The organism is Alphaproteobacteria bacterium, from assembly GCA_020638555.1.
Lineage (GTDB): Bacteria > Pseudomonadota > Alphaproteobacteria > Bin95 > Bin95 > JACKII01.
Genome location: JACKII010000002.1, coordinates 107,994 through 121,537 on the forward strand (window position 1 = coordinate 107,994; position 13,544 = coordinate 121,537).

10 protein-coding genes and 1 tRNA gene are annotated in these 13,544 nt (G+C 63.2%); 2 read left to right on the forward strand and 9 right to left on the reverse strand.

The genetic code is table 11. The annotated features are described in order from the left end of the window. Positions 1 to 194: 194 nt before the first annotated feature. The 4 genes from H6844_06640 to H6844_06655 all read right to left on the reverse strand — a co-directional run bounded on the left by H6844_06640 (position 195) and on the right by H6844_06655 (position 3,429). Positions 195 to 2,099 carry an ATP-binding protein gene (locus tag H6844_06640; GenBank protein ID MCB9929073.1) on the reverse strand — a complete coding sequence of 635 codons (1,905 nt, stop codon included), beginning with the start codon at positions 2,097 to 2,099 and terminating at the stop codon, positions 195 to 197. Then, positions 2,100 to 2,723, reverse strand: a complete 624-nt coding sequence (locus H6844_06645) for a hypothetical protein (protein ID MCB9929074.1) — start codon at positions 2,721 to 2,723, stop codon at positions 2,100 to 2,102. A 201-nt stretch (positions 2,724 to 2,924) separates the two neighbouring features. Then, on the reverse strand, positions 2,925 to 3,125 hold the full coding sequence (locus H6844_06650; GenBank protein ID MCB9929075.1) for an AlpA family phage regulatory protein: 201 nt from the start codon (positions 3,123 to 3,125) through the stop codon (positions 2,925 to 2,927). 228 nt (positions 3,126 to 3,353) lie between these two features. Continuing rightward, positions 3,354 to 3,429: transfer RNA gene (locus H6844_06655), tRNA-Phe, on the reverse strand. Between the two features lie 282 nt (positions 3,430 to 3,711). On the opposite strand from H6844_06655, the gene H6844_06660 reads away from it, so the two are divergent. Further along, on the forward strand, positions 3,712 to 4,962 hold the full coding sequence (locus H6844_06660) for a polyhydroxyalkanoate depolymerase (GenBank protein MCB9929076.1): 1,251 nt from the start codon (positions 3,712 to 3,714) through the stop codon (positions 4,960 to 4,962). Positions 4,963 to 5,028: 66 nt separating this feature from the next. On the opposite strand, the gene H6844_06665 is transcribed toward H6844_06660, so the two are convergent. Next, the gene (locus H6844_06665; protein ID MCB9929077.1) at positions 5,029 to 5,766 is read right to left on the reverse strand and encodes a dienelactone hydrolase family protein; all 738 of its coding nucleotides are present in this window, start codon (positions 5,764 to 5,766) and stop codon (positions 5,029 to 5,031) included. Positions 5,767 to 5,979: 213 nt separating this feature from the next. Here H6844_06665 and H6844_06670 point away from each other — a divergent pair, with 213 nt between their 5' ends. Beyond that, positions 5,980 to 7,110, forward strand: coding sequence for a hypothetical protein (locus tag H6844_06670; GenBank protein ID MCB9929078.1), 1,131 nt, complete (start codon positions 5,980 to 5,982; stop codon positions 7,108 to 7,110). 200 nt (positions 7,111 to 7,310) lie between these two features. Here H6844_06670 and recG read toward each other — a convergent pair whose 3' ends face one another. The 4 genes from recG to H6844_06690 form a co-directional block, all read right to left on the reverse strand. After that, positions 7,311 to 9,395 carry an ATP-dependent DNA helicase RecG gene (gene recG, locus H6844_06675; protein MCB9929079.1) on the reverse strand — a complete coding sequence of 695 codons (2,085 nt, stop codon included), beginning with the start codon at positions 9,393 to 9,395 and terminating at the stop codon, positions 7,311 to 7,313. 119 nt (positions 9,396 to 9,514) lie between these two features. Next, entirely contained in the window at positions 9,515 to 10,723 is a 1,209-nt protein-coding gene (locus H6844_06680; protein MCB9929080.1) for an ABC transporter substrate-binding protein, read from the reverse strand. A 177-nt stretch (positions 10,724 to 10,900) separates the two neighbouring features. Further along, complete coding sequence (locus H6844_06685; GenBank protein ID MCB9929081.1) at positions 10,901 to 12,112, reverse strand: ABC transporter substrate-binding protein; 1,212 nt, start codon at positions 12,110 to 12,112, stop codon at positions 10,901 to 10,903. A 168-nt stretch (positions 12,113 to 12,280) separates the two neighbouring features. Then, complete coding sequence (locus H6844_06690) at positions 12,281 to 13,477, reverse strand: ABC transporter substrate-binding protein (protein MCB9929082.1); 1,197 nt, start codon at positions 13,475 to 13,477, stop codon at positions 12,281 to 12,283. Positions 13,478 to 13,544 lie beyond the last annotated feature (67 nt).

Consider the following 13,544-nt stretch of genomic DNA (forward strand, 5'->3'; position numbering starts at 1 on the left):
GCGGTGCCGATTTTGGCTTCTTCTTTGTCTGGCTGGCCTTTGGCGGATCCGGTTCTGGCGCTACGTTTTCGGGCGCGTCGGCAGCTTCCGGCTCGGGCTCGCGCTCGTAGAGCGCCGTGTAGTGGACAGCGTAGCGGTCCCGCATCCGGGCTTGGAGCGCCTCACGCTCTCTCTCGCCCATCCGCTCTTTTTGCTCAAGGTGGCCAAACGGGAACCGCAGCGGTAGCGCATGCAGCGTCACCCGCGGATATGGGCCGCAAAGCTGCCTTTGGGCCGGCTCTCGATAAGGGTCGGATCAGCATAGAGCATTGGTGCAAGGGTGCGGGCATCACGGGCCGATACACCACCGGCAAACTTGATGGCCGTATTGGCCGCGACCGCTTCCTGGGTTTAGGTTCAAGCTGCCTGAGGTACTGGTGCGCCAGCACCATGCCGACGTTGTATTTGCGGGCTTGGGAGAGAATGATACCGACGTTGCGGTCGAAGTAATCGGCAGCTTCGTCGATATAGACGAATGTGGGCAATCGATTGCGCTCCGGCAGGGTGGCGCGTTCCTGGGCCGCTTGGGCAATGAGCGCGATGAAAAACCGACCAAAGATTTCCGTGCCCTGTTCCCAGAGAAGATCCTTGGCGGTGTTGATCAGGATGACCTTGCCAGCGTTCATCTCGGAAAAGAGATCAAGCTTGGAGCGCGGATGGCTGAACATCCGCTCGAAGGTCTGGTTCTCAAGAATGCCCCAGAGCCGCCGCAGCACCTGCTTTTTGGTCTGCTCGAATTCCCGGCCTGGAAACTCGGTCTCGAAAAAGTGCCGGGCGGTACCTTCGAGTTTGGCGATATGGGTCGCGAATTTGACGTGGCTGCCGGGTTCCATGAGTTCCCGGAGCGTGTGGATGGTCGCGTCCGGAATGTGGAGCATGAGGCGTGTGACGTAGCGGAAGATGACGTTTTGCTTTTGCGTCATCTCAGCCGAAAGCAGCGTTCCCAACACGAAATCATAGAGCTCAAGGATCGAGTTGGTGAGCCGCTCGCGCTCCAGCGGTGCGTAGCCCTTCAGGCGATCGATACCGACGTCAAACAGGTTCAGCGAAACCGGATATTCGACATCTGTGGGGTCGATGATGACCACCCGGTCATGCAACGGGCCACCGGGCGCAAATTCGGCCAATTGCGAGATATTGCGAATGAGATCACCCTGGCTATCGATCACGACGATCGAGCGCTTACCGCGGGCAACGGCCTCCAGGTCCTGGCAGATTAGGTACTGCAACGTCTGGCTTTTGCCGTGTCCGGAGCCCGCCACGATGTGGTGGTGTTCAAAGCGGGAGTTGGTTGGAATGGCAAACTGGAGCGATTGGTCGAATAGATTCCGCAGCGGTGTGCCGCCGAGGTAGGTATCCAGAAGTTCCTTGGGATCCTTGATGTCCGATTTGCGCGGCATTTTCGGCGCGCGGTTGAAGCTCTTGGGGTCTGCTGGATTGCCACCGGAGGCGGCAATCAAATTACGGCCTAAACGGTCGCGAAGGCGCGAGAGTAGCTCCGCCTTCGTCAGGCCGTCGGCAAAGCTTACCTCTGCCACCGACTCACAAACGTCTCCGACATTACCCAAACTATGGATCAGTTCGGTTGGAACGATAATGTCTCCACCTTTTGGCACATCTAAGAGCGCTGGCGCAGCACTATAGACAGGGTCAAAGATCGCTGTGATGGCCCAAACGAACAGCTCGCGTGACTCATGGAACTGATCGACCACCGCTCGCTGGCGGTTCAATTCGTCTCGGATATCCCAATACGCAGATGTCGATCGGCTCTCGGTCCAATCAACTAACGGCAGCAGAAACAACTGCTCGTAGTCCAGTAACCGTGCGATGAAGGCCGTGAGCACCTCGACCTGAGGATGGTCTGGCGGTATGTCGAACGTGTCGAGCACTTCCGCGGCGAGGCTCGCGATCAGCGCACGGCGACCGCCAACTGTCTCAAGGTCATGTTCTTGGAACCGCCTTTCCACTCGGCCATAGAGTTCTCTGGTTTCCTGCTCGTCGGTCGGGCGAAAGAAGCCGTTGACGAATGCATGCATACGGGCGGCGAGGTGAACCGGCATCTAGAGCCCTCTGATGATTACCTGCCGGGCTTCGTCCTTGGGAAGCGGCTCGACGGTACGGCGCTCTGTTCCATCCCAGTGCTTGGCGCTCTCCATCACCTGCCGCAGGAAATCGACCACATAGGCGAGCCAAGCTTCCTTGCGGGCCAATTCGACAACGCTTGGGCAACTGAAGTTTCGACCATGCAGTAGATCGCGAACATAGATCGTCTCGCGCTTCTCGTGAAAATAGAGGTATCCCACCAAACACCCGGCAATGAGGCCAACGATAGTTGCGAACATAGCGGTCAACTTCATTGCGAAGAATCCGCCAACAACAATGAATGCAGCAACGCCTATCAGAATGGCATTTCGTAACAGCGTCGGTTGAAAGGCATCAATCAACATTGCTTCGTCGAACTTATACCGCCTGACTATGGCCTGCTCGTCTTGATCGAGTTCGATCTTACCCCAGAGTTTGAAATTTACCCGACCGAGGCTTCCGGTCGATTGTTCACGTCGAAATAATAGTTCCATGAGCGTGCCCCCGCTTGGATCGTTAAAGACATAGGCAGAGATTGCATCCTGAATATAGAAAGAATGCAAGCAAGGATTGATGACGGTTAGCGTAAAGGGGCCATCCACCCCGTCTTAGCGGGTGGATTTCACCCTGGAAAACGGTGAAGTCGCGGAAAAGGGCGATGAACCTGGGTTCAATAACGGATTCCTATGTGCCCCTATGGATAGGGATCGGAAATTCAATGAGATGGGGATACAGAGTCTTCGGAGTTTTCGAAGGCATTTTGGCGGGTGACCGGGTTGTGCACACCCGGTCACCCTTGCTCCTTAGACGGAGCGTCGGTTGGGCGCTTCGCGGCTGTCCAGGCGTTCCTGGAGCCAATCCAGCACTTCCGCTTCAACCCATCCCACTCTGTTAGGCCCGATCTGTACCCGCTTGGGGAATTGACCGGCTTTCTCCAGTCGCGCGATGTGCTGAGGGGAATACAGGACCATCTCCTTGACCTGACGCTTTGAGAGTATCCGCATCACGATGTCTCCATTCAGAGAGAGCATCGCGATGCCCTAGGTTACGACAATACCCAGGCACCGAAAGCGTATCATCGGTCGAATTTGGAGGCGAGATGCAATTTGGGGGAAGCCCACCGCACGTCAGCGTCCAGTGTGACTAACTCATGCACAAGAGATTTATGTGACTAAAAAGAGACTAAAGCGACTCGTGACCGCCTCTTTTTCCGACTAACTCATTGAAAAGAATGGTGCCCAGGGGCGGATTCGAACCACCGACACGCGGATTTTCAGTCCGCTGCTCTACCAACTGAGCTACCTGGGCGGGCAGCGCGCCGGGGCGCCGCTGAGAGACGGCGTGTTTAAGCGATCCCTCGCGTGCTGTCCAGAGGATTTCCAGGGCCTTTCTGCCGCGGTTAACCCTGCCTACAATGCGCTGCAATATTCCTTGCGCGTGCGCAAGCGCTATTTTCCGCCCTTTTTCGGGCCTTGGGGCTGGAATCCCAAGGGAACTACGCCTAGCCTAAGTTTGTCCTCCTGACGCTATCGCAACGCAAAAACAACCATCGGCGGTCAGGACGGTGAGCGTTTATGGAGTACGGACATCATGTTATATACGGCCTATGAGGCTACCCACGCGGCGATCAGCCCGCTGCGCGTGGCCGCCGATGTCACCCGGCGGTTCTATCGCTCGCCGATCAATCCGACCGCGTTCTGGCCCCAGTCGAAAGCCATTGCCGCGGCCTGCGACGTGTTCGAGCGCGTGACCCGGCGTTATGGCAAGCCGGAATGGGGGATTGCCGAAACCCAGGTCGATGGCGAGACCGTGCCCGTCCGCATCGAGGCAGCCGCGACGCACCCGTTCTGCACGCTGCTGCATTTCTGTCGCGAACCGGAGGCCATGCCGGCCGGACGGGCGCCGGATCCCGCCGTGCTGATCGTTGCGCCGCTCTCCGGGCACTACGCCACCCTGCTGCGCGGCACGGTCGAGGCGATGCTGCCGGAGCATGACGTCTACATCACCGACTGGCACGATGCGCGCATGGTGCCCGTGAACCAGGGCCGGTTCGGGCTGGAGGATTATGTCGACTATATCGTCGACTTCCTGCGCTTCCTCGGGCCGGATACCCATGTGCTGGGCGTCTGCCAGCCGGGCCCGGCGGTGCTGGCCGCCACTTCGGTCATGGCCGCGGCCAACGATCCCTGCCAGCCGGCCAGCATCACCCTGATGGGCAGCCCCATCGACACGCGCAAGAGCCCGACCGTGCCGAACCAACTCGCGACCTCGCGGCCGCTGGACTGGTTCGAGCAGAACGTGATTTCGCTGGTGCCCTGGCCCAATCCCGGCATGATGCGCCGGGTCTATCCGGGCTTCCTGCAACTGACCGGATTCATGACCATGAATCTGGACCGCCATGTCGACGCCCATTTGCAGCTTTTCCGCCATCTGATCACCGGCGATGGCGAAAGCGCGGACGCGCACCGCAAATTCTATGACGAGTACAATTCGGTGCTCGACCTCACCGCCGATTTCTACCTGGAGACCGTCAAGGTGATCTTCCAGGAGCATGACCTGCCGGACGGCCGCATGCGCCACCGCGGCGAACTGGTGCAGCCGGCGGCGATCCGGCGCACGGCGCTGATGACCGTCGAGGGCGAGAAGGACGACATTTCCGGGGTCGGCCAGACCCAGGCGGCGCACGGGCTCTGCACCGCCATTCCGGCCGAGCGGCGGCGGCTGATGGTGGCCGAGCGCGTCGGCCATTACGGCATTTTCAACGGCCGGCGCTGGCGCGAACAGATTCAGCCCCAGGTCCGCGATTTCATCCGCACCCACGCCACTCTGGGGCCGGCCTGACCGGATCGGGGCGCCGCAGCCAGGGCGTCCCGCGCGGGCGGGCGGGGCCCCTCCCGCGCTGGCCGGTCAGCGCAGATTGCGCTCCCACAGGCGGAAAATCTGGTTCCAGGCGTGTTCAGAGGCTTCGGGCGCGTAGGCCGGCCGCTCGGAGAACTGGAAGCCGTGCTGGGTGCCCGGCAACTGCTCCAGAAGGTGCCGGGTGCCGGCCTGTTCCAGCGCCGCGGTCAGCGTCGGAATGACGTTTTCGGGCACGGTCGCGTCGATTTCGGCGAAGCAGTAGTACAATTCGCCCTCGACCCGATCCAGCAGCCGGTGCGGCGAGTCCTCCTGGTCGGTGACGATGCCGACGCCATAGAGGCTGGCGGCGGCGGCCATCCGGTGCGGAAAGCGGGCGGCGACCGTGGTGATGTAGCGCCCGCTCATGCAATGGCCGACGCAGCCGACGGGGCCGGGCTTCACCATGCCCTGGGCGTCGAGCCAGGCCAGCATGGCGCCGGTGTCCTCGACCACCAGCGCGTTGGTCAGGTGGTTCATCGCGGCCCGGATGACGGCGGACATGCCGTCGTCGCGGCGCGGCAGGTCGAACCGCACCGTGCCGAGGCGGTAATACATGTCCGGCAGCAGGCAGAAATAGCCGGCCTTGGCGATGCGCCGGGCCATGTTGCAGAGTTCCTCGCGGAAGCCCGGCGCATCCATGTAGAAAATGATCGCCGGCACGGCGTCGCCTTCGGCCGGGGCGGCGGCGAAGGCGGGCATGCGGCCGTACTTCGTCGTGATGGTGACGTGGTCTTCCCAGAGCTTCATGGCACAGCATCCTTCGCCAGCGAGATCGACGCGCCACCATCCGATGGCAGCGATGCGGACACCAAAGCGAATTGGTCCGGTTCCGTCAACGGCGGCCAGCGGCCCGCGGCATCGGAGTGCGATGGCAACGCCACCGGTGACACAACCGGCAATTGCTGTCTAGAGTATTGGCGGCAAAGACAATTTGTGGACCGACACCGTTCGGAGGCGCCGATGACCAGACAAGCCCAGACGGCCGGCTCGCCCGCGCGTCAGCCCGTTTCGGCGGCTGCCCCGATCCAGGGTGCCGCCACCCACCCGTTGCAGGCCCTGGCTGATGCGTCCCCCGCGTCGGCCGGGCTGCTGGCCTTGCGCGGTCTGGCCGCGAACGCGCCGGCGGTGCAGCGCTTGCAGGCGCTGCAAATGCGGGCCGACGTGGCGCAGATGCGCGGCGGCGCCCGGACCTCTGTGCCGTCGTATCGGCCGATCCTGCAACGCAACGCCTTCCTGACCAACCTCGCCAACCCCGCCGGGCAGATCGACTATGGCGTGATTTCGGGGGGAGGGGCGACGGCCAACCAGGTGTTGCTCTACAACGCCATCAGCGATGCCGTGAACCAGAACCGGCGCAACCAGGCCGTGCTGGCGGCCATCGAGGCCAGCGGGCAGGGCGCGAATTTCGAGCAGTATGCGGCCGGGCAAGACTGGACCCTCGGCGCGATCGTGGCGGCGGGCCAGGATATCCGTTCCTCGCACTCCGGCGGCGCCATCGACCCCAACCTGCCCCAGGCCGCCTATGAACCGGGCGGCGTCGCCGGCGGCGGTCTCACCGTGTCGGTCGCGCCGCCTGCGCTGAACACGCTGGCGGAGCGGGCGAATTTCGATTGGCTGGATAGCTCGACCACCACCCACACCACCGACCCGGATCACCCGCAATTCCGGGGGCCGACCGCGTCGGGCGGTGCCAAGCCAACCCTTGGCAGCGTCGTCAATCCGGCCTTGGGAGGGCATCAGCGCCTGCCGACCGCGCCGAACCGGGTGGCCTCGTATTTCGAACTGGGGGCGCACGCGGTCAGCGATGGTGGCACCAAGCTGGTGAGTGGCACCCGCGTGGTGTTCGATCCCTTTGCCGGCCGGTATTTCGTGTCCGAGCATTACGCACGGCAATACGAGTTGACCAATGTTCCCGCGGCGACGGCCCACCCATTCTATAACAGCGTGTGGACCGGACTGACCAACATGCTGGCCTCGCCCGCCTATACCGGCGCGGGTCCGGCGGGGCAGGCCACCATGCGGGAGACCGCGTTCGCGCAAATTCTGAAAAGGTTCAACACCTGGGCCGCGGCCAAGGCGGGTTCGGACTAGAGCGGAGTCTTTTCCCGCTGGCTCACCAGCCCAGCATCCCTGTCCTCGCGGAGGCGGGGACCCATGCCCGAGAGGCAAAGACAGAGTCCCGTGTCCTGTGAGAAGCTCTCCGGCATGGGCTGCCGCTTGCGCGGGAGATGGGGCGGGAGAGGGGGGCAACCGTTACCGAAACCGCGCTGGCCGTTTGGTCCCGCCGACCGCTATCCCACCTTGGCATAGCGGACCGCCGCGTCCTGCTCGAACAGATAGAGCAGCACGCGCAGCGCCTGCCCGCGCTCGGTGGCGAGGTCCGGGTCGGTCTCGACGATCAGGCGGGCGTCGTCGCGGGCGACGGGCAGCAGGTCGGCATGGTGTTCCAGATCGGCGAGGCGGAAGGCCGGCAGGCCGCTCTGGCGCGTGCCCAGAACCTCGCCCGCACCCCGCAGCTTCAGGTCCTGCTCGGCGATCTCGAAGCCGTCATCGGTCGCGCGCAGGGTTTCGAGCCGCGCCTTCGCCGTCGCGCCCAGCGGCGGCTGGTAGAGCAGCACGCAGGTGGAGGCCTTGGCGCCGCGCCCGACCCGGCCGCGCAACTGGTGCAACTGCGCCAGACCGAAGCGCTCGGCGTGCTCGATCACCATGATGGTGGCGTCGGGGACGTTGACGCCGACCTCGATCACCGTGGTCGCCACCAGCAATTGCACCGGCCCCTCGGCGAAGGCGTGCATCACCGCCTCCTTGTCGGCGCCGCGCATGCGGCCGTGGATCAGGCCGACCCGCTCGCCGAAGCGCGCATGCAGGGTGGCAAAGCGTTCCTCCGCGGCGGCGAGGTCGACGGTCTCGCTTTCCTCCACCAGCGGGCAGACCCAATAGGCCTTGCCCCCGTTCGCCAGGGTCCGCTCCAGGCCGTCGATGATGTCGGACAGACGATGGGCCGGCACGACCCGCGTGTCGACCGGCTGGCGTCCGGCCGGCTTCTCGGTCAGGCGCGACCAGTCGAGATCGCCATAGGCGGTCAGCATCAGCGTGCGCGGGATCGGCGTCGCGGTCATCACCAGCGTGTGGCAGCCGCCGCCCTCGGCCTTGTCGCTCAGCACCATGCGCTGGTCGACGCCGAAACGGTGCTGCTCGTCCACCACCGCCAGGGTCAGCTTGCGGAAGTGCACGCTTTCCTGCACCAGCGCATGCGTGCCCAGCACCAGCGGCGCCAGCCCGTCGGCAATGTCCTCCAGGATGCGCTCGCGCGCCCGGCCCTTGTCGCGGCCGGTCAGCACCACGGTTTTGAGCCCCAGCTTGAGCGCGATGGGCGCGATGGTCTCGGCGTGCTGGCGCACCAGGATTTCCGTCGGCGCCATCAGCGCCGCCTGGCCGCCGGCGGCCACCGCCTCCAGCATGGCCAGCAGCGCCACCACGGTCTTGCCGCTGCCGACATCGCCCTGCAACAGCCGCTGCATGCGCTGGCCGGAGGCGAGGTCGCCGCCGATCTCCGCCAGCGCCTGGCGCTGCGAGCCGGTCAGTTGGTAGGGCAGCAGGTCGATGGCCTTTGCCGCCAGGTCGCCCGCGGGAATGACCGGCCCCGGCCGGCGTTTCTGCTTCGCCCGCACCAGCACCAACGCCAGCTGGTTCGCCAGCAACTCGTCATAGGCGAGCCGCTGGCGCGCCGGGGTGAGGGGCTCCAGATCCTCCGGCGCCGCCGGCGCGTGCACGCCGCGCACCGCCTCGGCCCAGCCGGGCCAGCCATGGCGCCGTTGCAGCGGCCCGTTCAGCCACTCCGGCAGGTCGGGCACGCCCGCCACCGCCTGGTCGACGGCGCGCCGCAGCGTGCGCGCGGTCAGGCCCGCGGTCAGCGGATAGACCGGCTCGATCAGCGGCAGTTCGTCCGCCTCGTCCGGCGAGACCACATGGTCCGGATGGGTGATCTGGAGCTGGCCGCGATAGTCCTCGACCAGGCCGCTCACCAGCCGTTCCTCGCCCGGCGGCAGCAGCTTTTCCAGATAGGGGCGGGAGGCGTGGAAATAGACCAGCGCGACCTCGCCCGTGGCATCGGCGGCGATGACGCGATAGGGCTGGCGCCGGTTGGGGCTCGGCTGGTGGCCGACCACCCGCAGGCGCAGCGTGGCGAGCCGGCCGGGTTCGGCCTCGATCACTTTCGGCTGGTAGCGCCGGTCGACCACGCCGGTCGGCGGCAGGAACACCAGGTCGCGCACGCGCTCGCCCGCCACTTTCGCGATCAGCGGCGCGATTTTCGGCCCGACGCCTTTCAGGCTGCCGACCGTGCGGAACAGGGGGAACAGGATTTCGGGACGCATGGCGCCAGTCTAGGCGAGAGCGCGCCTGGGCAACAGGGCAGGGCGATCGCCCGCACGCAAAAAAAACCGCCGGCTGCGGCAGGGCGCAACCGGCGGTTCGGCCTTCGCTGCGAGCGGGCCTATTCGACGTGAATGATGTCGCCGAACAGCACCCAGCGGTCGCCCTTGAACTCGGAGAGCTGCTCGGACTGGATGGTCTTGAAATCCGTCGGGCTGGTGGTGACCAGAATGCCCGGGATGATCATCGGCAACTGCAGGTCCTTGATGTTGGCCGCGCACTTCATCAGGCCCGGCCGGCTCAGGTCGTCACAGTTTTCCAGCATGGCCGTCAGCAGCGTGCCCAGGCTGTGGCCATAGGCATAGTTCACGTCGCTGCGGTCGGCATTCGGGAAATAGCCGTCCATGAACTTGGACCATTCCTTGTAGCCCTCGGTGTCCTGCCACTGCGGGTCGGTCGGGTCGCGCTGGTACTGGGCCGTGATCAGGCCCTGCGAGCATTCCAGGCCCGCCGGCTTCATCACCGCGCCGACCGAGGACGACACGTTGTTGATCAGGTGCAGCGGCTTCCAGCCGATTTCGCAGGCCTTCTTGATCGCCTGGGCCGCGAATTTCGGCGTCGAGATGTTCATGAACACGTTCGCGCCGCTGGCGGCCATCTCCAGCACCTGGGCGTCGATGGTCGGGTCGGTCACCTCGTAGGGCAGGTTCTTGACCACCATCTGCTCGGCCTTGTCGCCCAGCCCTTTCAGGAAGCCGTCGCGATAGTCTTTGCCGTAGTCGTCATTCTGGTAGATGATGGCGATCTTCGGGTTCTCGATATTGTCGAGAACGTATTTCGCGTAAATCAGACCCTCGACGTCGTAGCCCGGCTGGAAGCCGATGGTCCACGGATACTTCTCCGGATGGGCCCATTTGGATGCGCCCGTCGCGACGAACATCTGCGGCACCTTCTTCGCGTTCATATAGCGGTGCACGGCAGAGTTGGTCGGGGTGCCGACGGAGCCGGCGACCATCGCAACTTCGTCCTGCTCCACCAGCTTGCGGGTCTGCTCGACGGTGCGCGGCGGGCTGTAGCCGTCGTCCAGGCTGATGAACTCCACCTGGCGGGTCTTGCCATCCTTGCTGGTGATGCCGCCCTTGTCGTTCACCATTTTGAAATAGGCGGCAACGGTCTTGCCGATCACGCCATAGGCCGACGCCGGCCCGGAATAGGGGCTGGTGTTGCCGATCTTGATCGTGGTGTCGGTCACGCCGACGGTCTGCGCGAATGCGCCGGGGATAACGAAAGCGGACAAGGCCGCGGCAGCCAAACAGGCTTTCAACCGCATTTGAGGCTCCCTGATGTTTCGGGCAAAACGAACGCATACCCCATTGTGCATTGGGTATGCTGGGGCACACGTGTATCACCCATGCCCCGGATTCGTCTACGCGCATAAACGCCCGGTCGGACGGTCGCCACTTATGGCGACCGTCCGATCAGCAAGCCTTCCGGTAACGGTGAAGTGCTATTTTTTCGAGGCGTCGATGACGTCGCCGAACAGCACCCACTTTTCGCCGTCGAACTTTGACAACTGTTCCGCCTGCACGGGGTAGAAGTCGGTCGGGCTGGTGTTCACCTTGATGCCCGGCAGCACCATCGGCAGCTCGAAGTCCTTGATGTTGGCGGCACAGGCCATGATGCCGGGCCGGCTGAGATCGGCGCAGTTTTCGAGGACGTGCTTCAGCAGGGTCGAGGCGTTATACGCATAGGCGTAGTTTGCGTCGCCGCGGTCGCCGTCCGGCATGTTCTTGTCCATCCAGGCCGACCATTCCTTGTAGCCCGCGGTCGTTTCCCACTGCGGATCGGTCGGGTCTTTCAGCCACTGGGCGGTGATCAGGCCCTTGGAGCAGTCCAGGCCGGCCGGCTTCAGCGTCGCGCCCACCGAGGAGGACACGTTGTTCAGCAGATGCAGCGGCTTCCAGCCGATCTCGCAGGTTTTCTTGATCGCCTGCGCCGCGAATTTCGGGATGGAGACGTTGAAGAAGACGTTGGCGCCGCTCGATGCCAGTTCCAGCACCTGGGAATCGACGGTCGGGTCGGTCACCTCATAGGGCAACATCTTGACCACCAGGTCCTTCTTGTCGCCCAACCCGCGCAGGAAGCCGTCGCGGTAGTCTTTGCCGTAATCGTCGTTCTGGTAGAGGATCGCGATCTTGGGGTCCTTCACGTGTGACAGCGCATAGTTGGCGTAGATCTCGCCCTCCACGTCGTAGGTGGGCTGGAAGCCCATGGTCCACGGGAATTCCTTCGGATGGCCCCATTTCGAGGCGCCGGTCGCGACGAACAGCTGCGGCACCTTCTTCGCGTTCATGTAACGGTGGATGGCGGAATTGGTCGGCGTGCCGAGCGTGTTGAACGTGAAGGCGACCTGGTCCTGTTCCACCAGCTTGCGGATCTGCTCCACCGTGCGCGGCGGGCTGTAGCCGTCGTCCAGCGACAGGAACTCGACCTTGCGGGTCTTGCCGTCCTTGCTGGTCAGACCGCCCGCCGCATTCACTTCTTTCCAGAACGCCTGATGCGTCTTGCCGATGACGCCGTATGCGGACGCGGGCCCGGAATAGGGGCTGGTATTGCCGATCTTGATCGTGGTGTCGGTCACGCCGACGGTCTGCGCCTGTACGCCGAACGACGCCAGAACGGCTACGCCGACGGACGTCAAAAGGGCCTTGAGTTGCATCAGCAACCTCCCGGATGTTTTGCCTCGTATTTGCTTTCGGCACGCATCCCGCTCTGTGTCGGGTAGGCATGCCGGGCAACTCTAGCCGGCAATATTGGGCCCGTCTATGCAAGAAAAAGGCGGCAACCCAGTGGGTTACCGCCCGAATTTTTGAGACGACAATGTGTGTTACTTGGATGCGTCGATGATGTCGCCGAACAGTTGCCAAGTGGTGCCGTCAAATCGCGAAAGTTGTTCGGCCTGGATCGGGTAGAAGTCGGTCGGACTGGTGTTGACCTTGATGCCCGGCAAGATCATCGGCAGTTGGATGTCTTTCAGGTTGGCGGCGCAGGCCATGATGCCCGGGCGGCTCCAGTCCTCGCACTGTTCCAGCATGATCTTCAAGAGCGTCGACACATTGTAGGCAAAGGAATAGCTGGCATCGCCGATATCCGCGTTCGGCATTTCCGTCTGCATGAAATGCAGCCATTCCTTGAAGCCGGGATCGTTCTTCTCCGCCCATTGCGGGTCGGTCGGGTCCTTCAGATACTGGGCCGTGATCAGCCCCTTGGAGCATTCCAGGCCCGCCGGCTTCAGCACGGAACTGACCGAGGTGGAGACGTTGTTCAGCAGTTGCAGCGGCTTCCAGTCGATCTCGCAGGCCTTCTTGATCGCCTGGGCCGCGAATTTCGGCGTGGTCACGTTGAAAAAGACGTTGGCGCCGCTCGCCGCCAGTTCCAGGATCTGGGCGTCGATGGTCGGGTCGGTCACCTCATAGGGCAACATCTTGATGACCAGGTCTTTCTTGTCGCCCAGCCCCTTCAAGAAGCCGTCGCGATAGTCTTTGCCGTAATCGTCATTCTGGTAAAGGATGACGATTTTCGGGTCTTTGACGTGATCCAATGCGTATTTGGCGTAGATCTCACCCTCGACATTGTAGGTCGGCTGAAATCCCATGGTCCAGGGGAACTTCTCCGGATGGCCCCATTTCGAGGCACCGGTGGAAACGAACAGCTGCGGCACCTTCTTGGCGTTCATGTAGCGGTGGATCGCCGAGTTGGTCGGCGTGCCCAGCGTGTTGAAGGTGAAGGCCACATGGTCCTGTTCCACCAGCTTGCGGACCTGTTCCACCGTGCGCGGCGGGCTGTAGCCATCGTCCAGCGAGATGTAATCGATCTTGTGGCCGCGGATACCGCCATTGCGGTTGACCATGTTGAAATAGGCGGTTTCCAACTGGCCGATCACGCCATAGGCCGAGGCCGGACCGGAATAGGGCATGGTGTTGCCGATTTTGATGGTGGTGTCGGTCACCCCCACCATCTGGGCGCTGGCCGTAGCCGCGAGCAAGCCCGCGGCCAGGGCCGCCAACGCAGTGCGTATAACCATCGTGAGGATCTCCCTTTTTTCAAACGATCGATCGTTAACGATTGTCGTGGCTTCTGCGTCGGCCGGT